The sequence below is a fragment of the uncultured Nonlabens sp. genome (assembly GCF_947495285.1).
GTDB lineage: Bacteria > Bacteroidota > Bacteroidia > Flavobacteriales > Flavobacteriaceae > Nonlabens.
The window spans coordinates 1-25,886 of the sequence record NZ_CANLXZ010000003.1; the positions used below are offsets into that span (position 1 = coordinate 1).

Annotated in this window: 25 protein-coding genes; 14 read left to right on the forward strand and 11 right to left on the reverse strand. The window is 34.5% G+C overall.

All coding sequences use genetic code 11. The features are described 5' to 3' along the window. Positions 1-398: 398 nt before the first annotated feature. The 6 genes from Q0838_RS01550 to Q0838_RS01575 form a co-directional block, all read right to left on the reverse strand. A complete protein-coding gene (locus Q0838_RS01550; protein ID WP_298950495.1) occupies positions 399-2,357 on the reverse strand; it encodes a DEAD/DEAH box helicase in 1,959 nt (652 codons plus the stop codon). Positions 2,358-2,717: 360 nt separating this feature from the next. Beyond that, a complete protein-coding gene (locus Q0838_RS01555; protein WP_298950498.1) occupies positions 2,718-3,299 on the reverse strand; it encodes a nitroreductase in 582 nt (193 codons plus the stop codon). Between the two features lie 1,030 nt (positions 3,300-4,329). Continuing rightward, complete coding sequence (locus tag Q0838_RS01560; protein WP_298950499.1) at positions 4,330-5,781, reverse strand: polysaccharide biosynthesis C-terminal domain-containing protein; 1,452 nt, start codon at positions 5,779-5,781, stop codon at positions 4,330-4,332. Further along, positions 5,772-7,067, reverse strand: coding sequence for a glycosyl transferase family 1 (locus tag Q0838_RS01565; protein WP_298950501.1), 1,296 nt, complete (start codon positions 7,065-7,067; stop codon positions 5,772-5,774). The genes Q0838_RS01560 and Q0838_RS01565 overlap by 10 nt, the downstream gene beginning before the upstream one ends. Positions 7,068-7,071: 4 nt before the next feature. After that, on the reverse strand, positions 7,072-9,540 hold the full coding sequence (locus Q0838_RS01570; RefSeq protein ID WP_298950504.1) for a YfhO family protein: 2,469 nt from the start codon (positions 9,538-9,540) through the stop codon (positions 7,072-7,074). 29 nt (positions 9,541-9,569) lie between these two features. Then, the gene (locus Q0838_RS01575; RefSeq protein ID WP_298950506.1) at positions 9,570-9,839 is read right to left on the reverse strand and encodes a DUF4834 family protein; all 270 of its coding nucleotides are present in this window, start codon (positions 9,837-9,839) and stop codon (positions 9,570-9,572) included. Positions 9,840-9,922: 83 nt separating this feature from the next. Here Q0838_RS01575 and Q0838_RS01580 point away from each other — a divergent pair, with 83 nt between their 5' ends. From Q0838_RS01580 to Q0838_RS01600, 5 genes are all read left to right on the forward strand, one after another. Continuing rightward, positions 9,923-10,903 carry a transporter gene (locus Q0838_RS01580; protein WP_298950508.1) on the forward strand — a complete coding sequence of 327 codons (981 nt, stop codon included), beginning with the start codon at positions 9,923-9,925 and terminating at the stop codon, positions 10,901-10,903. 3 nt (positions 10,904-10,906) lie between these two features. Beyond that, positions 10,907-12,025, forward strand: coding sequence for a GTP cyclohydrolase (locus tag Q0838_RS01585; protein WP_298950510.1), 1,119 nt, complete (start codon positions 10,907-10,909; stop codon positions 12,023-12,025). Positions 12,026-12,165: 140 nt separating this feature from the next. After that, on the forward strand, positions 12,166-12,549 hold the full coding sequence (locus Q0838_RS01590; RefSeq protein WP_298950511.1) for an alkyl hydroperoxide reductase: 384 nt from the start codon (positions 12,166-12,168) through the stop codon (positions 12,547-12,549). After that, positions 12,534-12,914, forward strand: a complete 381-nt coding sequence (locus tag Q0838_RS01595) for a hypothetical protein (RefSeq protein WP_298950513.1) — start codon at positions 12,534-12,536, stop codon at positions 12,912-12,914. Before Q0838_RS01590 ends, Q0838_RS01595 begins: the two co-directional genes overlap by 16 nt. Beyond that, positions 12,911-13,342 carry a hypothetical protein gene (locus tag Q0838_RS01600; protein ID WP_298950515.1) on the forward strand — a complete coding sequence of 144 codons (432 nt, stop codon included), beginning with the start codon at positions 12,911-12,913 and terminating at the stop codon, positions 13,340-13,342. The genes Q0838_RS01595 and Q0838_RS01600 overlap by 4 nt, the downstream gene beginning before the upstream one ends. A gap of 81 nt (positions 13,343-13,423) precedes the next feature. Here the strand turns inward: Q0838_RS01600 and Q0838_RS01605 are convergent, their stop codons facing one another. Beyond that, entirely contained in the window at positions 13,424-14,128 is a 705-nt protein-coding gene (locus Q0838_RS01605; protein WP_298950517.1) for a DUF2490 domain-containing protein, read from the reverse strand. A gap of 308 nt (positions 14,129-14,436) precedes the next feature. On the opposite strand from Q0838_RS01605, the gene Q0838_RS01610 reads away from it, so the two are divergent. Both Q0838_RS01610 and Q0838_RS01615 read left to right on the forward strand, forming a co-directional pair. Continuing rightward, on the forward strand, positions 14,437-15,300 hold the full coding sequence (locus Q0838_RS01610; protein ID WP_101014111.1) for an RNA polymerase sigma factor RpoD/SigA: 864 nt from the start codon (positions 14,437-14,439) through the stop codon (positions 15,298-15,300). 135 nt (positions 15,301-15,435) lie between these two features. Continuing rightward, positions 15,436-15,657 (forward strand): hypothetical protein, encoded by a 222-nt coding sequence (locus Q0838_RS01615; RefSeq protein ID WP_298950529.1) that lies wholly within the window; start codon positions 15,436-15,438, stop codon positions 15,655-15,657. A 20-nt stretch (positions 15,658-15,677) separates the two neighbouring features. Here the strand turns inward: Q0838_RS01615 and Q0838_RS01620 are convergent, their stop codons facing one another. Continuing rightward, positions 15,678-16,745, reverse strand: a complete 1,068-nt coding sequence (locus tag Q0838_RS01620) for a methyltransferase (RefSeq protein ID WP_298950531.1) — start codon at positions 16,743-16,745, stop codon at positions 15,678-15,680. 196 nt (positions 16,746-16,941) lie between these two features. Beyond that, positions 16,942-17,607 carry a uracil-DNA glycosylase gene (gene ung, locus Q0838_RS01625; RefSeq protein WP_298950532.1) on the reverse strand — a complete coding sequence of 222 codons (666 nt, stop codon included), beginning with the start codon at positions 17,605-17,607 and terminating at the stop codon, positions 16,942-16,944. Positions 17,608-17,777: 170 nt separating this feature from the next. On the opposite strand from ung, the gene udk reads away from it, so the two are divergent. From udk to Q0838_RS01660, 7 genes are all read left to right on the forward strand, one after another. Further along, positions 17,778-18,386 (forward strand): uridine kinase, encoded by a 609-nt coding sequence (udk, locus tag Q0838_RS01630; protein WP_298950535.1) that lies wholly within the window; start codon positions 17,778-17,780, stop codon positions 18,384-18,386. Positions 18,387-18,404: 18 nt separating this feature from the next. Beyond that, positions 18,405-18,740 carry a septum formation initiator family protein gene (locus tag Q0838_RS01635; protein ID WP_298950537.1) on the forward strand — a complete coding sequence of 112 codons (336 nt, stop codon included), beginning with the start codon at positions 18,405-18,407 and terminating at the stop codon, positions 18,738-18,740. Further along, complete coding sequence (locus Q0838_RS01640) at positions 18,733-20,112, forward strand: methylmalonyl-CoA mutase subunit beta (RefSeq protein WP_298950539.1); 1,380 nt, start codon at positions 18,733-18,735, stop codon at positions 20,110-20,112. The genes Q0838_RS01635 and Q0838_RS01640 overlap by 8 nt, the downstream gene beginning before the upstream one ends. A 110-nt stretch (positions 20,113-20,222) precedes the next feature. Continuing rightward, a complete protein-coding gene (locus Q0838_RS01645; RefSeq protein ID WP_298950540.1) occupies positions 20,223-20,456 on the forward strand; it encodes a hypothetical protein in 234 nt (77 codons plus the stop codon). A 47-nt stretch (positions 20,457-20,503) separates the two neighbouring features. Beyond that, positions 20,504-20,818 (forward strand): hypothetical protein, encoded by a 315-nt coding sequence (locus Q0838_RS01650; RefSeq protein WP_298950542.1) that lies wholly within the window; start codon positions 20,504-20,506, stop codon positions 20,816-20,818. Positions 20,819-20,974: 156 nt separating this feature from the next. Further along, a complete protein-coding gene (gene scpA, locus Q0838_RS01655) occupies positions 20,975-23,104 on the forward strand; it encodes a methylmalonyl-CoA mutase (RefSeq protein ID WP_298950544.1) in 2,130 nt (709 codons plus the stop codon). 150 nt (positions 23,105-23,254) lie between these two features. Next, positions 23,255-24,385: an OmpA family protein gene (locus Q0838_RS01660; protein ID WP_298950546.1), complete on the forward strand. Its 1,131-nt coding sequence runs from the start codon at positions 23,255-23,257 to the stop codon at positions 24,383-24,385. Here the strand turns inward: Q0838_RS01660 and Q0838_RS01665 are convergent. Together Q0838_RS01665 and Q0838_RS01670 are read right to left on the reverse strand one after the other, a co-directional pair. Beyond that, positions 24,382-25,173, reverse strand: a complete 792-nt coding sequence (locus Q0838_RS01665) for a hypothetical protein (RefSeq protein WP_298950548.1) — start codon at positions 25,171-25,173, stop codon at positions 24,382-24,384. The genes Q0838_RS01660 and Q0838_RS01665 overlap by 4 nt on opposite strands. Beyond that, positions 25,157-25,867 (reverse strand): hypothetical protein, encoded by a 711-nt coding sequence (locus tag Q0838_RS01670; protein WP_298950550.1) that lies wholly within the window; start codon positions 25,865-25,867, stop codon positions 25,157-25,159. Before Q0838_RS01670 ends, Q0838_RS01665 begins: the two co-directional genes overlap by 17 nt. Positions 25,868-25,886: the final 19 nt, after the last annotated feature.

Sequence of the window (25,886 nt, forward strand, 5' to 3'; positions counted from 1 at the left end):
CCATAAAATCAATAACTAGTAATCATCATTATAAAAATGCTTTCATAGAGACTTTTCAAAAGTAAATTGGTATAAATGGTATTTATCAAAATTAGTTGCTTTTATAAGACAGAACTTATTTATAAAAATTCATTTGCAGCAATGGCACCATCATCCTTTTGAAAAGATACAACCCACAAAAAATACATACAAGTTGCTTTATTTTAATGACCAACCAAAATTGTATCTAATTACACTACAATAGATAGATGATCTACACCGTAAATTCATTTAAGAGAGGAATGCGTTAAAACAAATTAATCTGTATCGCTATTTTAGGACGGGACATCTATATGATAAAAAAGATCCTATCTCAAATGAGACAGGATCTTTTTTCATGTATAAAGCTATTTAATTAATTAGTCCCATTTAGAACCAAAAAACTTAGATCGTTTTCCTTTGTTACCAGTGGAGTCATTAGAGCCAGAATTTTCTCGTCTAGGCTTAGAATCACGGTTCCTAAAACTGCTACCAGAACTATTATCATCATTAGATCTTGAGCTGCGACCTTTAAAACCACCGCCAGAGTTAGAACTATCATCACGACGACCTCGATGACTACCGCCACCACCAGAATCTCCATCTCTACGACGACCTTTAAACCCACCGCTAGACCTAGAATCGCTATCTCTACGACCTTTATAACCGCCTCCACTTCTACCATTTCTACCTCCACGATCTCTAGACTCTCGCACCTCACCTTCGTGAACATTTGCCCTAATTTCACGTTTATTACGCTCTTGACCGTTTAATTTTTCCATTTGAGCAGCTACTTCTTCTTTTACATCAATAAAAGAATGAGCACCATCTAAAACAATACGACCTATATCATTTCCAGAAATACCAGTTACATCACAAACAAAACCTAATAAAGCCCCTTTATTTACATCATCTTTGCGACCTAAGTTAATAAAATAGGTCTTCATCCCATCTTCCTTACCTCTAGATCTCGGTTTTCTCTCACGATACTCACCTCTATCCTCGCGTGGCTTTGAATTGTCATTAAGATCTGTGATAGAATTACGCTTATAAATCTTATTGAACTCTTGACTTAAAAACTTACCTATCAACTCTTCTTTAGTAATCTCTTCAAGACTAGTTTTTACTTCATCAAAAAGTTCATCACTAATTTTATCATTTACTTTTAAATCCTTTATACCTTCTGTCCATTTAGAAATACGTCTAGCGGTTATTGCTTCTAGTGCTGGGATCTCAGATCTTTCAAATTTAATAGAAAGCTTATTTTCCATGTATCTCATTTTACGTATATCACCTTTAGTAATAAACGCAATAGATTCTCCTTTCTTACCTGCACGCGCTGTACGACCAGAACGGTGAGTATAAAATTCTGGATCTTCTGGTAATGCAAAATGTATTACATGAGTAATATCCTCTACATCAATTCCTCGTGCAGCGACATCTGTAGCTATTAATAATTTTAGATTTTTATTTCTAAAACGTTTCATAGCCGCATCACGCTGTGCTTGAGACATATCTCCATGAAGTGCTTCTGTTGCATAACCATTGTTATTCAACTCGTCTGCTACTTGCTGGGTATCTCTTTTTGTACGACAAAACACTACACCAAACATATCTTGATTAAAATCAAGCATTCTTCTCAGGGCTTCAGTTTTATCACGAGCTTTAAGTTGAACAAATTGGTGAGAAATATTTGTATTTACAATATTCTCACGGTTGATACGCACCTCTTCTGGGTTTACCATATAGGTATCTACTATCTTCTTGATCTCTCTTGCCATTGTAGCAGAAAACAACCAGATATTACGACCTACATCTGTCTTAGAAAGGATAAAATCAATGTCTTCACGGAAACCCATGTTTAACATCTCATCTGCTTCATCAAGAATCAAAAATTTTAACGCATCGAGTTTTACCTCGCGACGTTTCATAAGATCCATAAGACGTCCTGGAGTCGCAACTATAACTTGTGCACCACGTCTTATGTCTTTAATCTGACCCATGATATTTGCTCCACCGAAAACAGGTACGACATTAAGCCTTCCCATTTTTAGAGACATTGCTTCTATCTGACGACAAATTTGTTGTGCTAATTCACGCGTTGGGGCTAGTATAAGTGCCTGCGTATCTCTTGAGCTGGTATCCATTAACTCTAATAATGGTATACCGAATGCTGCGGTTTTCCCTGTACCAGTCTGCGCCAGACCTATAAAATCACCATCATGCTTAAGCAATAATGGAATAGCTTGCTGCTGAATCTCCGTAGGAGTTTCAAAACCCATTTCAGCAAGACCGTCTAATAACGGTTGTGATAGACCTAAGTCTTCAAAATTTTTCAAATAACTGTGTTTAATTATTTTGCAAAAGTACGACTAATAAATGAATTTTTTATTATACACAGATTTTATAGATAAAATACAGTAAAATAAAAAACTGATGATCTATTTTATTAAAAAAATTATACATTAATTCTTATACCGTACTGTTTTGAATTGGTCATTTAACTATTGTGAATAATCAATTTTAGTGACCAAATGATTTGATCGTACTTTAAGGTAAAATGGAGTAAAACTTATTATTAAAGAAATTATAGACCGATGTAATTTTTAAAGAACCCATTCAGTTTAATGATCATAAATAAAAAGCTACATTATTTTAAAAGGATAACTCAATAAATTCAAAAAAAAAACTTCTCTTTTTCAGTCCACAAATTGTGTAAATTGGTCTATACTTTTCCTCTCTGTTAGAATTGAAGAAGCCACCTCCTCAGGGTTATAAGTACCTATATAAAAGAAACCTAAAAACTCTTCTCTATCCTCTACCGTAATTTTTTTAAATTCAGACATGTCTACAAATGGTTTAGGAGAACTCCAGTAACATCCATATCCCAGATTATGAGTAGTAAGCCACATATTTTGCACACTCATACTTACAGCGGCTATTTCTTCCCACTCTGGTATCGATTCTTTTTTATCTCTATATTTAAAGATCAAAATCATAGCAGTGGTTACTTCTAATTTTTCTTGAAGTTTTTTAAGTTTAAGCGGTACTGCCTTATCTGTAGACAGACTAAACTGTTCTACTATAAACTCCCCTAAATCGGTTAAGGCATTTCCCTGCAATACTTTATAACGCCATGGTTCTGTTTTTCTATGATTAGGTGCCCACCTCGCACTTTCTAAGATTTTTAATAAATCAGTTTTAGGTATCACTCCATTTGTGTATTGTGAAGGAAAAATACTGCGACGTGACTTAATTATATTTTCTAATGTCTTTTTCATTTTTTAAAGATAATGGTTGTTTCGCTTTCGCGAAAGCGGTACTAGTCAAAAACCTTGATACAATTTTAATTCATTCCCCATAAAAGACACAGGATTCATGTAACGCAGGTAAAAGATAGTTTTTCTTTAAATAACAGCACTAAATATTATAATTCCTGAATGTTTTCTTATAGATTATTAAGATTTGATTGATTATTTGAAGATCTATTTATTGAATTAATCATTTAACTACCGTGTTATAATGCCTTTTAAACATTGTGCATAAAGCAAATATAAGGTCAAGATACATTAAACTTAATAAAAGAACTACCCAATGATGATGCCTGTAAAGCTTATTGAGAAAAAATAAAATAGCAATATGATTTTATTTTCAGTGAATGAGATGCTGCAAAAGGTTGTGAAAAATCAGGTCGCAATTATTAATATTATACATATGATAAATTCAACAGCAGATACACTTTTTTTTAACAGTCTAATATAGTTTATGAAAAGCATATTGTCGCGGTTTTGAGATGACTATAAATAGTAAAAATGGTCAGAATTTTCCATTAAAAACATTACACAATAAGAGAAAAGAAGAAGTTAGGCAAGGAAGAAATTACTATTTAAATAAGAAAAAGGTAGTAATGGAAGTCGTATAGATCGATAATAAAAAAATGAAAAGAGTTTCTATAAAGTCTATTGATGTCTACTCTGCAAAATCTTAATACCTCATCAGTACCTCTGCGATAATAATAACAAATATGCGGCAGCAATGGGCTAGTTTTAAACCACTGCAAATCATAATTTATAGGTCAACTCTAGGCTCAGGGCAAAACCTACTCATGTGGGCAAATGGCATTTCAGGCTAATATTAATTAGTTTTACTTGAGAATAAATCGGTCTTTATTTAAAAATTCATTTTTTTTAAATAATTACCTGAATGGTTAAAGCTCATCCTAATTTATTAAAATTAAACAAAATAGAGACTATCTGTAAAATTCAATAAAGTTGTATAAAGAAAAAAGATAAACCTAATAATTGATTTTTTCTATGGTATGTATTTTTCTATTATTTGATTAATTTCTGTAGAAAGACGTAATTTATAAGTAGTTAACAGATACGTTATCCCAATAAAAATAGACTTAAAAGCGATATTCATATAAGGATTCCATGGGAAATCCCAGAAATAAAACAATCCAGTAATTACTAAAATCATGAGTAAAGAACTCCAGGTTTTTGCGGTCCATGGATGCATGTCTAACTTATAGTAAACGTAGTACGCTTTTGCAAAAGCATAACATAAATAAGCCACACAAGTAGCGATAGCAGCACCTATTAAACCCAATTCTGGAATAAGAATTCTATTTAAACCTATCGCCACAAAGGTTAAAACCAGTCCCATCCAAAGCGTCACTTTATACAAGTTGCTGTTATAAAGTATCGCATTATTACTACCTAAAACATTTTCAGAAAACTTAGTTATTGCAATTAAAAAAACAACTGGAATGGCAACACGCGTTTCTGGCTGCATCAACTCATAAAATTCATTAAGATTACAAGTAATAATCACTAACAGAAACCCTGCTATAATAGTTAGGTTAAGTGAACTTCTCTTATAAAGGGTTTGCACCTCACCTATTTCATTTCTATTAAAATAACCTGCCGTTAATGGATGCGTAATTTGTGCCATACCACGGGCAGGAACAGCTATTACAGTAGCTATAAACACCGCTATACCGTAAAATCCTATTTTATCAATAGCCACATATTGATTAAGCATAAACTTATCTAGATCTATTAAAGCCGTAGAAATAGAACCTGCAATAATCATATAAATACAGTAATTTAAAACCTTACCTCTATGGAGTATTTTTCCCCATCTTAAACGAGGCATGTAGGTTCTAAGCGCAATGATCTTCATTAACAACGCTCGCAACGCATAAATAATAACAAGACTATAAATAAATTGATGCTGACTAATAACATCTGTAGCGAGTAATAAAAGTGCTACCGTTGCAGCAGCTCTATAAAACACTTCTTTAAGAAAATTACCTACCACTGTCTTCATATGTACTTTTACCCAAGCATAGAAGATCTCAAAATAAGCCTGGAAAATAGACACTAACGGTATGCACCACAAGTATTTACCGGTAATGATATTTTTATCAGAAATGAATGTTGCAATAGGTTCTTGCGCTATATAAATAAGAACTAAAATCGGTACAATGATGAATAATGGCCACAACAGCATTTGCGTTAAAAAGGAATCGCGCTCCTGCTTTGTAGAATAGCTAGAATAATATTTAACAATGGTATTATGAATACCAAATGACATTAATGGAAAATACAAAAATGCCGAAGACAGTACATAATTCCATAAACCATAATAATCGTCAGAGAGATATACTTGCGCTAGAATTAACACATTTAAAGCGCCTAGAATAAAGCCTAAGCCTGTAATAACGAGATTCCACCCTGACTGTTTAATGACTATTCCCATACGTAGTCTATAGTTTTGGCAAGGATTTTAGTTAAATAAGATCTTTTATATCGATCTATTAAATCGTTAGAATTACCATCATTAGTTCCTTTTTTATAGAGATCATAAAGATGGGTAATGTGTTTTTTAAGTGCCTTTTTCTGCTGGTAATTAAAGAATTCTCCAGAATGTGTATCTGTAATTAACAGCTCTATGTCTGCCTCTTTAGGCCCTATGGCAATAATAGGTCTGCGACTAGCAAAGTATTCAAACATCTTACCAGGTAAAATCGCTTGAGTCTCTTGAGAATCTATTTCTATAAGTAACAATGCCTGTGCATTAAACATAAGCGCAACAGACTCTTCATGAGACACATAACCTTTATTATCTACATAAGTATCTAATTTAAAATATGTAAGGCTCTCTAGAATTTCTTCACTTATAGTACCAGCCAGTTGCAATTGAAAATCTGCAGCAAAATCGGTTGATTCTTCACATAATTCCTGCAATGATTCCCATAATAATTGCGGATTGCGATCTGATAATAAAGTACCTATGTGAGATAGTACAAATTTACCTTCTGGCTGTCGCACCTGTGGATTAGGTAAGGTATCAAATCCGTTAGTAATCAACTGTATAGGTCGCGATGTTTTGCTTTTAAATTCTTTTCCTGTATGTGGGCTGGTTACTATTAATAAATCTGCAGTGTTCAACACCTCTTTTTCTAAATCTACATGGCGTTTTTGTGCGCGTTTGCCTAGTTTAAGATCTTTGTGATAACCTATGGTAGTCCATGGATCACGGAAATCTGCCAGCCATTTTATGGACGGCACAAGAGACTTTAATTCTAAACCTATAAGATGTATAGAATGTGGTGGCCCAGTGGTAATTACTGTAGCTGCTGGATGCTTTGTTATATAAGGTTCTATATCTTTAAGAACGCGATGTTTCCACCCTACTCGTGCATCTGGAATAAATAAATTACCACGCATCCACACCATGGCACGTTCTAAAATACCAGGGTCTTTCTTTAAAATACCGCGTTGTAGGTTTTTAGTTCGCTTTCGCGAAAGCTTACCTGCCATCCTACTCGGTTCTTTTATTTTAACTTTTATGAAATTAATAGATTTTGGAACTTCTTCCATAAGAGAAGTGTCCAAGACGGGATAATCTGGATTTTCTGGAACAACAACGGTTACATCATACCCATTTTCAGGTAGGTATTTTGCAAATTTTAACCATCGTTGCACACCTGGCCCACCTGCTGGAGGCCAGTAATAACTTATAATCAGTACAGGCTTTTTCAACAGCTTAAATTTTCTTTTTTAAGGCGATAAATAGTCCGCCTAAAATAACTAGTAATAATAAGATATTACTGAATAGCATAATAGTAGAACCTGTTTTAACTACTTCTGGTTCAAATTTAAATACTATTTCATGTTGGCCAGAAGGTATAGAAAGTCCTCTTAAAGCATAATTAACACGAGCGATAGGTGCTTCTTTTCCATCTATAGTAGCCGTCCACCCATGAGGGTAATACATCTCTGAAAATACTGCTAATCCATCTCTAGAATTAGAACTCTTATAAGTAAGCTCTTCAGTTTTATAATTTGTTAATTTAATAGATGCTGTAGAATCTTTACTTATAGTTTTAAGTCCTATCAGTTCTTTTTGATCTGCAGTAATTATGGCAAGAGAATCTGCATTTAATTCTTTAATAGATAAGATCTCTTGATTTTGATCTTTTACCACTTTAACATCTGTAACAAACCATGCATTACCTGATAAAATAGGATTTTGTTGAGCTACGGTACCACTTGCGTTTTGGCCTAGAATATACTTTGTATTAAACATACCTAGAATTTCTAATTGCTCGCGAGTAATACCTTCCTGACCGGCAAAATAAAAATTCATCAGATCTTGAAATCTACGAGGCTTTGCTCCATGATATCCACCCATTGCATTGTGAAAGTAAGCTGCTCTACCACTATTAACAGGATCTGCTAACTGGTCGTAAACTCTAAAATGTGATTTATCTTTAAGGACTAAATCGTCTGCCTCTGTTTTTAAGAAAGGTAACGCATACTCTCTAGCAGACACATAATCTTCTTCATTTACATATTGTCTATCAAAACTGATCAGGTCAAATAATATAACCACACCACAAATTACTAATACAACGGTTTGTTTTATTTTATTAGTTAGTAATAGATATAAAGCACCACAAATAATACCTACATAAAGTAAAGCTTTTAAAGCGTCGTTTTGGATCATAGTAAAACGGTCTGCTTTTAAAGCGTCTACATATCGAGCACCTAATTGTGGAAAATCTAGTAAGTACTCGTCATAAGGTCCTGTAAGGTTAAATAAGAAAGAACCTAACAAAGCGATAACAACTAATACACCTGCAAAACCAGCACCTGCATAAAGTAAGGCTTTGCGTTTTTTGTCAATAGTAGTCTTCTCATTAAAGAATTGCCACAACCCTATAGCTGCTAGAATAGGCACGCACATTTCTATAATTACCTGAATAGATGTAACGGCTCTAAATTTATTGTAAAATGGAACATAATCGATAAAAAACTCTGTAAGCCAGCTCATATTCTTTCCATAAGAGAGTAGTAAGGCTAGAACAATAGCGGTAAGTGTCCACCATTTTAATCTTGCTTTTATTAAAAATAAAGAAAGTAAAGCAAGAAAAACAACGCTTACACCTAGATAGGCAGGAGCTTCTACTATGGCCTGGTCACCCCAGTACTTGCGCTGACTTAAAGATACCAACTGATTTAAGTATTCCATTTCTTCTTCATTTAATGAAGAGGGATCTATTTTTAATAACTGTTGACGGCTATTGCTGCTTTCTTCATAAGCATCACCACTACCGCCACCTGCAAAACGAGGTAGAATAAGGTTAAAACTTTCTGACAGTCCATAACTGTAGTCAGTTATATAATCATAATCTAGACCTTCTTTAACTTCCACGTTTTCGCCTTGAGCGTTAACCGTAATATTTGAAACTCCACGAGTACTTTCTTTTGAATACTCACTAGTAGCGAGTAAATTACCAGCATTTGTTCCCAGTGCAAGAATTACAGCTGCGGTCATAATACCTATGGATTTAAAGTAATGAGGCACTACCTTTTTATTAATGGCATCTATAAAATAAGCAATACCTAGAATTATTACGGCTAGTAACAAGTAATAAGTCATTTGTGGATGGTTAGCCTGTAATTCTAGCGCCATAGCAAGTGCGGTAACTATAAAACCTAGAAGGTAACGCTTTTGAAAAACTAAAATTATTCCACTTAACACGAGTGGGAAATAGGCTATCGCATGTGCTTTTGCATTATGTCCTACACCTAGAATGATAATAAGGTACGTAGAAAAACCAAAGGCAAGCGCTCCTAATAATCCTATTTTCCAATCTACACGCATTACTAGCATGAGTACATAGAAGGACGCAAAGTATAGAAAAAGATAATCTGCTGGGCGAGGTAGGAATCTTATCGCTCTATCTAGACTGTCGATAAAATCATAATCATAGCGCGCACCTAACTGATATGTGGGCATCCCGCCAAAAACGGCATCTGTCCAATAGAGCTCTTCACCTGTCTCTGCACGGTGATCGATAAGCTGCCTGGCGTTACCTTTATACTGAACTATGTCATTTTGATACACTTTTTTACCACTTAAAACAGGATAAAAATAGGCAAGTGCAGCAATAATAAACACCACAAATACAGCTAGATGTGGCAATAATTTCTTAGAATCAAACTTCATGAAGACGTTAAATAAATGAATCAGGAAAATTAATCAATTTCCTCAAAGTCGATGTACTCACCTACCTTTTTCTTTTCATTTGATTTTAACGGTGTTGATTTTTGAGTAGAAGCTGATTGCTGCGTCTCAAAAGGATTCTGTCCCGTATTGAATCCAGTACGTTTTTCAAAACTCTTTTGAACGCGCTGCATTACTTTCATTCCTAGCCATTTAAGCACTATTTTTCCAAATGCCCTCCATAATAATCTTATAGTAACTAGTACTATTAATATGATTAATACTGTCTGTAAAAATTCCAAATGATAATCTTTTATGTAAAAATAATAGGTCTAATCCATGATACTCTACAAGAAATATTAAATTTGATGTAGAATAATGATATATGAATCACACATTTAAAAGTATTGGTCTACTCATATTGCTTTTTGTTACAACTCAATTTGCATATGCTCAATATACAGAAACAATAAACACAAATAGCCCTGGAAGATCGCAGGGAGCGTTTGCCGTAGGTAAAGGTGTTGCACAAGTTGAAGGCTCTTTATATTATAGAACAGAAGAACATGATTTACAGCGTTATGACCGAGATTATTTAGGAGCAAATTTTCAATTGCGCTATGGCGCATTTCTTGAACGTCTTGAATTTTCATATACAGGAAATTATGCTACTGTAGATCAAACAGATTTTAATGGCTCTGTATCTTCAGAAACCTCATTTTCTAATTTTTCTAGAAGTACCTTAGGTGCAAAATACCTTGTCTTTGATCCGCTTAAATTCTTTGGTGAGAAAAAAATTAATTTATTGAGCTGGAAAGCAAACCATAGACTTAACTGGAAAGACCTTATTCCTGCTGTATCCGTTTATGCGGGCGCAAATTTAAATTTTGGAGGTACTAATAACCCTTTAGTGCCGCCTAATGATCCTAGCATATCACCTAGAATAGAATTAATAACTCAAAATAACTGGGGACGCTGGGTATTTGTAACTAACATAGTAGCAGATAGAGTAAGTACCGACTTCCCTTCATACCAGTTGTTTTTAACCATGACGCATAGTGTAAGTAATAAATGGGCGATCTTTGCAGAATATCAAGGAATTAAATCTGACTTTTATAGTGATGATTTAGGTCGTGGCGGTATTGCTTATCTAGTAAACAAAGACTGGCAAGTAGATGTTAGTGGTACATTAAATATTAAAGACACACCTAGTGTATTTCAAGTAAACGTAGGGATGTCTTACCGACTAGATTTTCATAAAGACTCACCTATTAAGCAAACCTCAAAAGGTGAAGGTGCTGGTAAGAAAAATAAAAAAAGTAAAAAGAAGAATAAGCTCAATCTTGAAGAAGAAGGCGGAATATAAATTATGATTGAAGTACGTAAAATTGAGTCTAAGAAAGACATAAAAAAGTTTGTCCTATTTCCACTGGACCTTTATAAGGACAATGCCTATTTTGTCCCACCTATTATAAAGGACGAAATTGACATTTTTGATCGTGATAAAAATCAGGTTTTTAAAAATGCCGAGTGTTGGATGTTCCTTGCCTATAAAAATGATAAAATAGTAGGTCGCGTTGCTGCATTAATTAATCATATCGAAATTAATGAACAGAAAAAATCAAAAATGCGTTTTGGATGGCTAGATATGATAGACGACCTAGAAGTTACTGCAGCTCTTCTTCAAAAAGTAGAAGACCTAGGAAGAGAACACCAGCTAGAATTTACAGAAGGTCCTGTAGGTTTTTCTAACATGGATAAGGCAGGAATGCTTATCAAAGGTTTTGATGAGATAAGTACCATGATTACCTGGTACAATCACTCTTACTACATGGAACATTTAGAACAATTAGGATATATAAAAGCTGCCGAATGGGTAGAATTTAAATTTAAACCACCTAACCCTATTCCCGATAAAATTAACCGCTTTGCAGATATTATAGCCCGTAAATACGACCTAAAATCTCTACGCTTTAAAACAACTAAAGAGATTCTACCCTACGTAGACGCTATGTTTGATTTACTTAATAAGACATACAGTAATCTAGTTACATTTGTACCTATACAACAGTATCAAATAGAACTTTATAAAGATAAATACTTGCCCTTTATAAATCCAGATTTTATAGAATTAGTAACAGATCAGGAGGATAAACTAGTAGGATTTGCTATAACGATGCCTTCTTTTTCTAAAGCGCTTCAAAAAGCAAATGGAAAATTATTCCCTTTTGGTTTTTTACATTTATTAAAAGCTAAAAAGAAAAATACAGAGGCGGCATTCTATTTAATAGGTATCGATCCAGAATATCAAGGTAAAGGAGTTACTGCTATGATGTTTAGAAACATCACCCAGAACTTCATGAATTATGGTATTTCAAAATGTGAGACTAATCCAGAGTTAGAAGATAACATGGCGGTGCAAGCATCTTGGAAAAACTACAACCCTATTCTTCATAAAAGAAGAAGAACCTACCGTAAAGATTTGTAAAGCATCTATTTAAAACAGTACACTTATCGAGGTAAGTTTTCTAAAATTATTTAATTCTAGAAGATTTCATCTGTTATAAAAATGTTTTTAATGATTTGTAATGATATGCTATCACCACAGACTTATCACATAAAAAATCCATGAAACTTACCTTAAAACTTGCTGCCGTTTATAATCTTATTTGGGGAGCTTGGGTTGTATTATTCCCTAATCATTTTTTTGAACTTGTAGGTATGGAGCCACTCAACCACCCTATGGTGTGGCAAGGTATGGGAATGGTGATAGGCGTTTATGGATTAGGTTATTGGTGGGCTAGTTACAACCCTATGAAACACTGGCCTATAGTAGCTGTAGGATTCTTAGGTAAAATATTTGGCCCGTTAGGTTTCATTTTTAACTATGCTCAAGACATTGTGCCATTTGAATTTATTTACACCTTAATCACTAATGATTTTATATGGTGGATACCATTCTTCTTAACACTTAAAAAGGTACATACCGACTATAAATGGCAACTCAAATAAAACCTAAATTATCACTCTATTCTTTTATTGTTTTTTATCTAGTTGCAGGAATCATGCATTTTATACAGCCAGACATCTATCTAGAGGTCATTCCTGACTGGCTAGGCAATAAATTACTTATTAATTATATAGCAGGCAGTACAGAGTTGATAGTAGCTGTATTTGCTATGTTTTTTAAGACTAGAAAAATAGCAGGTCATTTAACTATCGCTATGCTAGTAGCCTTCATTATTTCACACGTTTACTTTTTATTAAATGGCAGTTGTGCTGGAGATTTATGTATACCTTCATGGATAGGCTGGTCTCGACTACTAGTCATTCACCCTATTCTAATTTATTGGGCCTATAAAATTACTAAAATATGAATGCAATAATTCTCACTAAATTACTGATAGATTTTGGGCTAGTCGTACTTATCTGGATGGTACAAATCATTATTTACCCCAGCTTTTTACATTACACAAGCGAGAAACTAACTGAGTGGCATCCTTTATACACACGCAAAATCACCTCTATTGTTGCACCTTTAATGCTAGCACAATTAGGCTTTTCTGTTTATTTAATGGTTACCCAACAGACCTATTCCTTCTTTGATATCATAGATTTATCATTAATCGCCACTAACTGGTTATTAACCATGCTCGTTTTTATTTCTCTTCATGAAAAAATAGATAAGGATAGTACAGATCGTGATATTCAAGTAAAACTCGTTAACTACAACTGGATACGTGTATTACTATTCTGTAGTATCTTCGTTATTAACGCCATACATGTATTCAAGTATTTCAACTAGTTAAGACGCTTAATTGAGGCACTATGGTGGTGTTAATTCCGCTTTCGCGAAAGCGGAACACTTATTCTTAAAAACCACATATCACAAACTATGAAATACGGTAAGAATTAACTGCCCTTTACTTATTGCTGGTGTTACTTCTCGCATGTAACCTGCCTGAAATTTAATGGCTGAATTTAATTTATAACCCAAACCGGCAAACGCCCAGTTTCTATCAAAATACTCAACCGTACCGATTCCTGTATCTGTCTGCCCGTTAATAAAAATTTCGTTCCATAAAGCAGCGTATAACGTATGATCTATGATAGTTTTATTGTTAAGTGGCACATTAAAAAATAAGGTATAACGCCATCTTGACCTAAAATCTTGATTTTCAATAAAACGTTCTTCTATTCTTAAGCGATGTTTAAGCTCAAAACGGTTACTTACATTACTAGCAAACCAAAGATCTTGATGGATTCTATGCTCTGAAGTAGTAGAGTCACCTGCACTAAATGATTGTCCAGTAAAATAACCATAACCGGCCTGAAATTCTATCGCAATCTTTGCTGGACGGTAAGAAACTGCTGCTCGAGCGATAAATTGCTGGAAATCTTTTCCTACCTCATACGTGCGGTATTGAAAATCACCAGCTACAGCCCAATCATTATTTAAAGCTTTTTTATACATATATTGAGTCCATAATCCTGTTACACTAGTACCTGTCTGAGACTGACAGAAAAAACATGATGTAATGAAAAAAAATAATACGTAATTAAATTTAATAGAACATATTTTCAATACCATTTAAAACCAATTTTAAACTATAAATCTAAGCTAAATTAACAGATTATAAATTTAATTATAAAAAAGTGTTGCCCTATCATAGCGCAATAACAGCAGTACTTTAAACAATTACACAACATTTTTTTAATATATTCTGTATAACAAGTGTAATAAAAAGAACATATTTACGACTAAATAAATCTGCATAACTCACAGTATTACTAGCCTGATAAGCTGTCATAAAAGGGTCGTTTGGTACGATTTTTGCTGTTATGTATTCACCTGACAAAAGCTGTCAGGTCATTAATTTTTTAATCTTTATTATCTAAATGAGACAACTCAAAATCACCAAACAGGTTACAAACCGTGAATCAAAATCGCTTGATAAGTACCTACAAGATATCTCTAAAATTGATCTAATCACTGCAGAGGAAGAAGTAGAACTAGCACAGCGTATTAAGAAAGGTGATCAGAGAGCTCTTGAAAAGTTGACCACTGCAAATTTACGTTTTGTAGTATCTGTTGCAAAACAGTATCAAAATCAAGGGCTTAAACTTCCAGATCTTATTAATGAAGGTAACGCCGGACTCGTAAAGGCAGCAAAAAGATTTGATGAGACTCGTGGTTTTAAATTCATCTCCTATGCGGTATGGTGGATCAGACAGTCCATCTTACAAGCACTAGCAGAGCAGTCACGTATCGTGCGTCTTCCATTAAACAAGATCGGATCCATTAACAAGATTAATAAGGCTTTTTCTCATCTTGAGCAATTGCATGAACGTCCTCCATCTCCAGAAGAACTTGCAAAAGAACTGGACATGACGGTAAGTGATGTGAAACAATCTCTTAAGAATGCAGGTCGTCACGTATCCATGGATGCGCCTCTTAAAGAAGGTGAAACTTCTAACCTTTACGACGTTGTACGTAGTGGTGAGTCGCCTAATCCTGATAGAGAATTAATGCATGAATCTCTTACTCTAGAGATTACTCGTGCGTTAGAAACTCTTTCTCAAAAAGAAGCAGACGTGATTTCTCTTTACTTCGGTATCGGTAATCAACAACCTATGAGTCTAGAAGAAATCGGTGAAACTTTTGATTTAACTCGTGAGCGCGTGCGCCAGATTAAAGAAAAAGGTATCAAAAGATTACGTCAGAATTCAAGAAGTAAGATCCTTAAATCATATTTAGGATAGTCCTCTATCTTAGAACAAGTATCAAAAGCACCACTTCATTGTGGTGCTTTTTTTATGTATTTTAAATAAATCATTATCTTAATAACTACTTAAATAGGCAGTTTTTTTTTAAGTTTGACACTTATAAAAATTAACATGATGACATTGTTACTTACAACTATACAAGAAACCATAACGACTAACTATTCTACAGGAATAGCTGCAGGTACATCCATTTTCTCTTCTATGGCAGTTGTTTGTTCTTGGACCAGAAATAGAAGCCTACTATGGGCGTTTATAGCAGGCGTTTTTAGTATATTTTATGTAATCTATTGGTACTTTACTCGCACAGAAGAAGAACAGCGCAAGATTAGATAGCCTTTTTAAATTTTAAAAATCTATTTAAGCTTCAGTTCCCATAGCTCTACCTCTTCTAGATCTCTCCAGTGTGGATTGCGTTTTGTTTTTTCTGAAGCAGAATTAACTCTCTTTTTAAAACTTCTCTCTAACTCAAATCTATCATTATTTGCTATCTCCTTCTCTATAGGGTGCTCGGTGGTAACCTTAGTAATTTGAGCCAGGTTAGAAAATATAATAACCAACTTACCATCTGGCAATAGACGTTCTTTTGCAGCCTCAAAAAACGCTGTAAACATTTCTTCTGGATAATAAATAGCTGCATCTATTCCGTCCACATCTTTATCTACAGGTAACCACGGCGGATTAAAAACAATAAGTTCTACAGGTTTATCAAATTTTCCAAAAAACGGTGCGTAGTCTAATTCTATCTTACGCGATAGTTTAGTCTCTCCCATAAACTCAGTAAGACCTACTATAGCGTTAGGATTTACATCTGTACCATATACCTTTTGAAAACCGTGCTTTACCATTTGCAATGATAAAACCCCAGAACCTACTCCTACATCTATAGCAGCTTTTTTAGGACCTTCATAACGTTTTAAGTAATTATCAAAAAATTCTAGATGCTCAAATCTTGTTGGAAAATAGACACCGTAAAAAGGATGTATTTTATTGCGCAATACAGGTATAGAAATTCCTTTTTTGTACCACTGCCATGAACTGTTAAGCCCTTGAACTTGTGGTAAAGTAAGGTGAAAATTTTGAACCTCTGGATACAGTTTTTCTAACCAGCCTATAGAAGGCGCTTTGGCAACCTCTAACTTATTATCTACTATTTCTAATAAAATAAGATTTGATAACTTGCGATAAGTATTACGATATACTTGCTGCTCTTGATAGGTTTTATTAGGTAACTTCTTTTTAAGATGCGTGTGCAGTTCCTTTAGTAAATTTAAACCGTTGCTATAAAATGATCTTATTAAAACTACTTTGCCTTCTTCTAAGTTGTTCATGGTAGTAACTAGGTTAGAGTCTGCATTATAAAATGCAGGTCTTTCTGTTACATCTATAGCTTCTGGCTTGTTTAATTGAATATCGTTAATCATTATATAGTTTTGGTTTAAAGAATTTCACACCACTTAACAAACAAAAAACTAACTTTAAAAGAGTAAAGAATCACTTTGTTTACAGTCGTATGTATTGGGATAAAGGTAGTCTATTAAAAACTTGCATAGCGGTTCTCATAGCTGTAGGACGAGTTCTTTATAAAAGTCTATTTACTATTAATTAGAGCACAACATTCTACCATATAATAGGCTCGATTCCTTTTTCTTTTAAATATTCATTAGTCTTTGAAAAATGGCCATTCCCGAACCACAATCCTCGATTTGCACTTAATGGTGATGGATGACCGCTCTCTAATATAAGATGCGCATTCTTATTTATAAGCTTTGCCTTTCCTTTAGCAAATCCACCCCATAATAGAAACACAACATTTTTACGTTCTTGAGATATTTTTTTGATAATAGCGTTTGTAAATTTTTCCCAACCCTGTTTTTGGTGACTTCCAGCTTTGCCTTCTTCTACGGTAAGCACTGCGTTTAAAAGTAAAACACCTTGATCTGCCCAGCGTTCTAAATTACCAGACTCTGGATAAGGTTGATCTAAATCTGTTGTTATTTCTTTAAAAATATTCATCAGACTCGGTGGGTGTTTTACCCCATCTGAAACTGAAAAGCAAAGACCATTACCTTGCCCAGCACCATGATATGGATCTTGACCTATTATAACCACTTTTATTTTATTAAAAGGAGTACGGTTAAGTGCCGCAAAAATTTTGTCCTCTGGTGGGTAGCACGTATCTTTTTTAAAGGCTTCACGAACAAAAGTGGTCAATTCTTTATAATAAGGTTCACTTAAATCTTCTCGCAACACCTCTTTCCAGTTGGATTCCATTTGCATTTTCATGAATTCTATTTTTTGTAAAGTTAGAAATACCTAATTTAAATTATAACTGTGCTACGCAATTACTTTCATTTTCATACAGTTTATAAAGAGTAAATTAAAACAACAGCTGCACAAATCAAAACCTAGAAACTCAAACCTAAATCCGTACTTTTGCAAAAACAAAATATCTCATGCTTATATTAGGAATTGCCGGTGGAACAGGTAGTGGTAAAACTACCGTGGTAGAACAAATGATCCATGAATACCCTGATCACGAAGTAACCGTAATATCTCAAGATTCTTATTATAAAGATACTAGCGATCTTACATATGAAGAACGCACACAAATCAACTTTGATCATCCAGAGAGTATTGATTTTAATCTTTTAGAGAAACACCTTCTTGAATTAAAAAAAGGCAATACAATAGACCAACCGGTTTATAGCTTTGTGGATCACAATCGTACAGGTGAGACCATAAAAACAGCACCTAGTAAAGTAGTTATCGTAGAAGGTATTTTAATTCTTACCATGCCACGCATACGCAAGTTATTTGATATAAAAGTATACATAGACTGTGATAGCGATGAGCGATTAATAAGAAGATTAAGACGTGATATTGCAGACCGCGGTCGTGATCTTAACGAGGTCTTAGAACGTTACCAGACTACTTTAAAACCTATGCATCAACAATTTATAGAAATCACTAAAGCCTATGCAGACGTGATCATACCTACAAATAGATTTAACACGGTAGGTGTTAAAATCTTGCGTACTATTATCGATCAAAAGCTAGGATAATTTCTTAAATTTCCACATATGGGATTAAAAAAATTAAAAACTAATCCGTGGTGGAGGTTTTTTAGTAATAAATACACACTCATCACTATCTTTTTTACTATCTGGATATGTTTTCTAGATGCAAATGCGTGGATGACATCTCATAGAGAGATAGATAAACAACTTGCTGAAAAACAAGAAAATGCCGATTTCTATAGAAAAGGTATTGCTCGTGATAAGATAAAAATAGCTTCCCTACAGGATAGTTTGGGTTTAGAAAAATTTGCTCGTGAACGCTATTTAATGAAACGTGAAAATGAAGAGGTATTCATCATACAACACGTAGATTCTGTTAAAACTGAAGAAAATGAGTAAAGAACTTTTTAAAGATTTTGATGCTATTTCTGAAGCACGATGGAAACAGAAAATCCAGATGGACCTTAAAGGTGCAGACTATAACGATACCCTTATTACCGCTACCAGAGAAGGTATTCATATAAAGCCATTTTATCATAGCGAGAGTGCGCCAGATATTAATATCACTAATCGTTCTACACAGACTAACGACTGGTACATATCTCAAAAAGTATATGCTGGTAATGCTGTAGCCGCAAATAAAAAAGCACTGGACATTTTAAACCGCGGTGGTGAGGGAATTATATTCATAATCCCTAACTCTAGCATAGATCCTACTCTATTGTTTAAAAATCTACCTAAGGTAGGTTTACAGATTCACACTCCGTTTTTTAACCTAGATTATATAAAATCTATTCATCAAATTGCACCGCATGCTTATGTTCACATAGACATTATTCATCAACTAGCCAGTGATGGAAACTGGTTTAAGAACAAGAATCATGACTTTAAAAACCTAGATACATTTCTCCATAGTTTTGATGGTTTTTTCTCTAATCTTACTATAAACACATCTACCTATCAACAGGCTGGTGCTACCATTACTCAAGAACTAGCTTATTTTACAGCTCATCTTAACGAGTATTTGAATCATTTAGATCATGGTGGTACGTTATCCGCTTTCGCGAAAGCGGGAAAAAGAATCAACATAGACACGGTTATAGGTAGTAATTACTTTTTTGAGATCGCAAAATATCGTGCCTATCGTATTTTAACCAAAACTTTAGGAGATCTATACGCAGTCGATTTAGGCTGCTATATAACCGCAACACCTAGCCTGCGCAATAAATCTTTAATGGATTATAATGTGAATATGTTGCGCACCACTACCGAGTGTATGAGTGCTATTTTAGGCGGTGCAGACACGTTGTGCAACCTACCATATGATACATTTTTTAACAAAGAAAATGAATTTGGAGATCGCATAGCGCGCAATCAGTTAAGGATTCTAAAAGACGAGGCTTATCTCAATCAAATAGGCAACCCAGCAGACGGCTCTTATTACATCGATACCATTACCAAGCAACTGGTAGAAAAAGCACTGGATATATTTAAGGATGTCGAGAATGCAGGTGGTTTTACACAGTCACTTTTTGATGGCACCATACAGCGCAAGATCAAAGAAAGTGCACAACAAGAACAAGAAGATTTTAATACAGGAAAACGTGTTCTTATAGGAGCAAATAAGCATCCTAATGCGGCATTACCTTTACAAAAAGAGTACGAAATATTACCGTTTAGAAAGATAGAACCTCGCAAGACTTTAATACAACCTATTATTAAAAAGCGTATTACTGAAGAGCTTGAGAAAAGCGAAATCAAAAAATTGTAATGGTTTTTTTATCACAAATGTCTATCCATAGGTACGGACTTAAGTCCGCACCTATGGATATGAGGACATCGATTTTATCAAAAGGCAGAATTAATTCTAGCCTTTTAAAAATGGGGTTTCTTTTTATCTTCACGTCCTGTAATACTCAAAGCACTGCCGAAACACTTATAGGTAACTGGAAAGTAAGCAGCATTACAAATGTGGACTCTCAAGAAGGTATTATAAACATTCCAAGAAGAGGAAATGAAGGACTCTTAAAAACTTATTTTCATGAAACCGATTTATATCAATTTCAACTAGCAAGAGAACTGACCATTTTAAGCAAATTTAGAACCTGGCCATAAGCGAGGTTTTATAGTATCAGTAAAAGTAACTTTAATAAGAATTATAAATGATTAAAATCAAACCTACACCATCTATCCATAGGTGCGGACTTAAGTCTGCACCTATGGATATGTTGATAGGTATGTTTCTGATTTTCATGTCTTGTTCAAATTCTTTTACTCAAGAAGAATTAGAAGGTACTTGGAAAATAGAAGTGAATACAATTGCTAAAAATGAGAACTTAAGTAACGATCCTTTTGCAATAACAAGAGTCTTTTTGCAAACAGATTCCGTTAGTATTTTTAAAGAAGGAAAGTTTAAATTTACAGAAACACCTTTTTCAATAACTCCTCTTTACTATGAATTTAATCAAGAGAGTTGATCCTTATAAATTTATAGGTATAAAATGGAAAAGAGGAATGGAACACATTGGCCAATTTTGGCAATGAATATAGTAGAAAATGATATTAATCGGAAAGTTTAAAAACATCAAAATAATGTATCTAATGAACGATTAGTATTAATCCGAAATTAAACCATGAAAAGAAAAGACATATCTAACCTAAAACCCAATTACGATTTTCATACCAAGCGACCAGAAACCGCTACCTATGAAACATCAGAAGGTATTGCTATAAAGAAAGAGTACACAAAAGATGATGTTAAAAACTTAGAGCATCTAGACTTTGTAGCAGGTATAGCGCCTAATTTACGTGGTCCTTATTCTACCATGTATGTGCGCCGTCCATGGACAGTAAGACAGTATGCAGGTTTTTCTAGTGCGACAGAATCAAATGCATTTTATAGAAGAAATCTCGCTGCTGGACAGAAGGGACTTTCTGTAGCCTTTGACCTGGCGACGCATAGAGGTTATGACAGTGATCATGAACGTGTGGTAGGTGATGTAGGTAAAGCTGGTGTTGCTATAGATAGCGTTGAGGATATGAAAATACTTTTTGACTCTATCCCGCTAGATAAGATGTCGGTTTCTATGACCATGAATGGTGCGGTTTTACCTATCATGGCATTCTACATAGTTGCAGCAATGGAGCAAGGTGTGGATCAAAAACTACTGAGTGGTACGATTCAGAACGATATTCTTAAGGAATTCATGGTACGTAACACATATATCTATCCGCCTGGGCCTAGTATGCAAATTATCTCAGATATTTTTGAATACACCAGTCAGCACATGCCTAAGTTTAACTCCATTTCCATATCTGGTTATCACATGTATGAAGCAGGTGCGACCAGTGATATAGAACTAGCCTACACACTGGCCGATGGTCTAGAATACGTGCGTAAAGGACTAGCCGCAGGAATGGACATCGATACCTTTGCTCCTCGTCTATCTTTCTTTTGGGCAATAGGAATGAATCATTTTATGGAAATTGCAAAAATGCGTGCGGCACGTATGCTCTGGGCAAAAATGATCAAACAGTTTCATCCTAAAAATGCTAAATCTCTTGCTTTAAGAACACACTGTCAGACCTCTGGATGGTCACTTACAGAGCAAGATCCTTTTAATAACGTGGCGAGAACTGCTATTGAGGCATCTGCAGCAGCATTCGGTGGTACACAAAGTTTACATACTAATGCACTCGATGAGGCTATTGCTTTACCTACAGATTTCAGTGCGCGTATTGCTAGAAATACTCAGTTATTTTTACAAGAAGAAACCGGTATTACAAAAACAGTAGATCCATGGGCAGGTTCTTATTATGTAGAATCCCTTACAGATCAAATTGCTGACAAAGCCTGGGAACTTATTGAAGAAGTAGAAGAACTAGGCGGCATGACCAAAGCTATAGAGGCAGGAATCCCTAAAATGCGCATAGAAGAAGCCGCTGCAAAGAAACAAGCACGTATAGATTCTGGAATAGACACCATAGTAGGTGTGAATAAATACCCTAGTCCAGACGAGGATCACATAGATACTCTAGAGGTAGATAATGCGGCTGTACGTATGGAGCAAATCGATAGGTTAACCGATATTAAAGCCACAAGAGACACTCAAAAAGTAGAAAAAGCTTTAAAAGCACTGACAGATTGCGCTAGAACTAAAGAAGGTAATTTGCTAGAACTCGCTGTAAATGCGGCAAGAGAACGAGCAACTCTAGGCGAAATTTCAGATGCTTTAGAAGAGGTTTATGGTCGTTATAGAGCGACTATAAAAAGTGTACAAGGAGTATATAAGAAAGAGATTATGAATGATTCCGCTTTCGCGAAAGCGCAACAACTAGCAGACCAATTTGCAAAAATCGAAGGACGTAGACCTAGAATAATGATCGCAAAAATGGGACAAGACGGCCACGATCGAGGTGCAAAAGTAGTCGCGACTGGTTATGCAGATGTAGGTTTTGACGTAGATATAGGTCCATTGTTTCAAACACCAGCAGAAGCGGCAAAACAAGCTGTAGAAAACGATGTACACGTGCTGGGTGTTTCTTCTCTTGCTGCAGGTCACAAAACACTTGTGCCGCAAGTAATGGAAGAGCTTAAGAAATATGACCGTGAGGACATCATGATAGTCGTAGGTGGCGTGATACCTAGAAAAGATTATCAATTCTTGTTTAACGCAGGAGTAGCAGCTGTATTTGGCCCTGGAACTAAAATTAGTGAAGCAGCGATTGATATTTTGGGATTGTTGATGCCCGAAGAGTCGTAAATCTATTTTAACTCCTAAAAACCAACATGCCAAGTATCCGTCTTGGCATGTTTGGTTTTTAACGATAAAACAAATTATGGCGATAAAAATCAGAACCGTGAACAGTAATTTTAATAAAATCTAATTTTTAATAGAACTAACGCACATTTCTTGAAACAAAGGTTCTCATCTACCCTATTTATATTATTGATTCCGTGCATAAGCTTCTCACAAAACCTAGTGCTCAATGGGAGTTTTGAATCTACAGAAGGTTGTACAGAGTTTATAAGTGGTTTCAGAAAAGTAAAAGAATGGTCCAACCCTACTTTAGGAACAACAGATCTTTTTAATGATTGCATAGTTAGCCATGCGGGAATGCCTAATAATTATAACGGAACACAGGTAGCACATCATGGTCATAAGTACGCAGGAATTTATTGCTACTCTCATGATGATTACCGTGAGTATATTCAAGGTAAGATCTCTAGAAGCTTAAAAGCAGGTAAAGAATACAAACTCAAGTTTTTCATAAGCCTTGCCGAAGCTTCTGATTTTGCTATAAAAGAGTTTTCTATTTTGTTTTTGCCTAGTGAATTAAATCTCTCTACGTCAGAAGAGTTATCAAAGAAGCAATTGAGAAAAATTAAGAATGACAAATATGCCATTTACCCTATTGAAAATGAAATGTATTATGATAATACAGAGCGATGGATACCATTAGAATTAACCTTTACAGCTTCTGGAAATGAATCGTATTTCATAATAGGAAACTTTAATAAAAACTCTAGAACAGATAAACGTGCAGTATCAAAAAAGAACAGACAGAATATCTCTTATTATTACATAGATAATGTAAGTCTGGTAGATACATCTGTAACTATAGAAAATTCATTAGAAAATGTAGCTTTTACCGCACGTAAAGAAACTATAAAAACCGAATCACAGCGTTCTTTTCTACTTAACTCCACCTACACTTTAAAATCCATACGCTTTGAATTTGATAAAGCTACTGTATTAGAAGAAAGTACGGCAGAGTTAAATGAGCTGATCCTATATCTCATAATAAATCCTAAGCTTCACATTACTATTAACGGTCATACGGACTATTTAGGAAACGCAGCTTACAATCAAAAACTATCTGAAGACAGAGCAAAAAGCGTTGCAGACTATCTTATCAATAACGGAATAACAAAAGACAGAATCAAATACAAAGGCTACGGAGAATCGCAACCCATAGATCCTAACGAGCCAGAAGATGCGCAAATAAAAAATAGACGCGTGGAGTTTGTGTTGAGCAATTAATTGTTCCTTCTTCTCTCACGGCGCAATCTTCTTGCTTCTTTTTTCTTTAAAAAATAAAGTTTTCTTTTCTCTGATATACTTAAATCATCACGATCTCTATTCTGTAAATCAATTAGCTGTTGATTACCAGTACCTTTAAGAGGTACATTTCTATAATCTCTAACATTGAGACGTATACCTAAAGCCAGATTTATAAATTTCCCCTTATCAAAAGTATCTCCTAATGCAGGAGCACTATTTATATTATAAGAAATGGACTCATAACTTGGGCTTAAATACAATGACATAGCACTAGATAAATTATATTCTATGCTAGTCGTTATTCTAAATACATTTCCAGTATCTCTAAATTTACCACCGCCTTGTTCTGCACCTTGTCTATTCTTATTTTGACTGTATCCATAACCTAGATCTGCAGTGATGCTCCAGTCGTCATTTAATTGATAATCATAACCTAGAAACAGATAAGCATTGAACTTAGTAGTCTTATTAAATTCTCCTATTACATCTGTATTTTTTACCCTGAAAAAGTCTTGAGTCAGCCCACCACCTACATAAATATTTTTATAAATATCAAATTGCATTCTTATACCATAGCCAGTACCGTTAGATAATCCGTTACCTATAAAGTTATCGCCGGCAGGCAAAGCACGTTGTAAATAAAGATCAACTGCAAAAATACGATCTGGTAAGCTATTAAGCTTTTCTGTTGTATTTTCTTGACTATAAGAATAGTACCCTAATAATACAGTTGCTATTATAAGTATTTTTCTAGTAATTAATCTCATAACGTTCTGTAGGATTGTTAATTGTAAATTGTTCATTTACTTCATTTCCAGCGGCATCTCTATAATTCACATCTATGACAGATGGATAAAATGCTCTAAATTCAAATAAACCATCATCTGTTGTTTGATTTACCAAATCAATGATCTCATCTTCAAACCCACAGTTTTCATCTCTTACAACTGAGTTATTCTCGTACAATTCGTCACAATAAATCGCAAAATAATTAATGGTTACATCATAAACACTCGTCGTTCCAGATGTGTTTATAAATTCTAATTCCACATTTGCAATATCTGTCATAGTAATTAATGGAATATCTAGAGTAAGGTCTTGATTAAAACTATCACTCGCTACAGCCAGTATTTTACTAGAATCATCCACCCCATTTATACGTACATAATATCTATAGGTAGTATCAAATAACATGGTAAAAGAAACAGCTCCATTCTCATCTGTAGTTCCTTTACCTAACAAAAAATCTCTGTTAGGTTCTGAGGTTTTAACTAGACTCTGTCCATTAAATGAAAAGAAATCATAAGATCTATAAGTCGTTACTTCTACAGATGCGTTGACAAGTGGCAAACCACTAGAATCAACTATTCTAGTTTTAAAAAAAGCACGCTTATCGTCATCTAGTCTGGCCTCACAAGAAATTAAAATTATAGGAAGTAATATAAAAAGTAGCTTTTTCATATAGATTGGTTTATAGATA

What these genes read in the sequence shown, in the direction of transcription:
- Q0838_RS01620 (WP_298950531.1), bottom strand. Translation starts at nt 16,745, where the DNA reads ATGATTAACGATATTCAATTAAACAAGCCAGAAGCTATAGATGTAACA.
- Q0838_RS01645 (WP_298950540.1), top strand. Translation starts at nt 20,223, where the DNA reads ATGGGGTTTCTTTTTATCTTCACGTCCTGTAATACTCAAAGCACTGCC.
- Q0838_RS01670 (WP_298950550.1), bottom strand. Translation starts at nt 25,867, where the DNA reads ATGAAAAAGCTACTTTTTATATTACTTCCTATAATTTTAATTTCTTGT.
- Q0838_RS01600 (WP_298950515.1), top strand. Translation starts at nt 12,911, where the DNA reads ATGAATGCAATAATTCTCACTAAATTACTGATAGATTTTGGGCTAGTC.
- scpA (WP_298950544.1), top strand. Translation starts at nt 20,975, where the DNA reads ATGAAAAGAAAAGACATATCTAACCTAAAACCCAATTACGATTTTCAT.
- Q0838_RS01590 (WP_298950511.1), top strand. Translation starts at nt 12,166, where the DNA reads ATGAAACTTACCTTAAAACTTGCTGCCGTTTATAATCTTATTTGGGGA.
- Q0838_RS01555 (WP_298950498.1), bottom strand. Translation starts at nt 3,299, where the DNA reads ATGAAAAAGACATTAGAAAATATAATTAAGTCACGTCGCAGTATTTTT.
- Q0838_RS01605 (WP_298950517.1), bottom strand. Translation starts at nt 14,128, where the DNA reads ATGGTATTGAAAATATGTTCTATTAAATTTAATTACGTATTATTTTTT.
- Q0838_RS01560 (WP_298950499.1), bottom strand. Translation starts at nt 5,781, where the DNA reads ATGGGAATAGTCATTAAACAGTCAGGGTGGAATCTCGTTATTACAGGC.
- Q0838_RS01610 (WP_101014111.1), top strand. Translation starts at nt 14,437, where the DNA reads ATGAGACAACTCAAAATCACCAAACAGGTTACAAACCGTGAATCAAAA.
- Q0838_RS01665 (WP_298950548.1), bottom strand. Translation starts at nt 25,173, where the DNA reads ATGAGATTAATTACTAGAAAAATACTTATAATAGCAACTGTATTATTA.
- Q0838_RS01585 (WP_298950510.1), top strand. Translation starts at nt 10,907, where the DNA reads ATGATTGAAGTACGTAAAATTGAGTCTAAGAAAGACATAAAAAAGTTT.
- Q0838_RS01615 (WP_298950529.1), top strand. Translation starts at nt 15,436, where the DNA reads ATGATGACATTGTTACTTACAACTATACAAGAAACCATAACGACTAAC.
- Q0838_RS01595 (WP_298950513.1), top strand. Translation starts at nt 12,534, where the DNA reads ATGGCAACTCAAATAAAACCTAAATTATCACTCTATTCTTTTATTGTT.
- Q0838_RS01635 (WP_298950537.1), top strand. Translation starts at nt 18,405, where the DNA reads ATGGGATTAAAAAAATTAAAAACTAATCCGTGGTGGAGGTTTTTTAGT.
- Q0838_RS01570 (WP_298950504.1), bottom strand. Translation starts at nt 9,540, where the DNA reads ATGAAGTTTGATTCTAAGAAATTATTGCCACATCTAGCTGTATTTGTG.
- Q0838_RS01640 (WP_298950539.1), top strand. Translation starts at nt 18,733, where the DNA reads ATGAGTAAAGAACTTTTTAAAGATTTTGATGCTATTTCTGAAGCACGA.
- udk (WP_298950535.1), top strand. Translation starts at nt 17,778, where the DNA reads ATGCTTATATTAGGAATTGCCGGTGGAACAGGTAGTGGTAAAACTACC.
- ung (WP_298950532.1), bottom strand. Translation starts at nt 17,607, where the DNA reads ATGAAAATGCAAATGGAATCCAACTGGAAAGAGGTGTTGCGAGAAGAT.
- Q0838_RS01580 (WP_298950508.1), top strand. Translation starts at nt 9,923, where the DNA reads ATGAATCACACATTTAAAAGTATTGGTCTACTCATATTGCTTTTTGTT.
- Q0838_RS01650 (WP_298950542.1), top strand. Translation starts at nt 20,504, where the DNA reads ATGATTAAAATCAAACCTACACCATCTATCCATAGGTGCGGACTTAAG.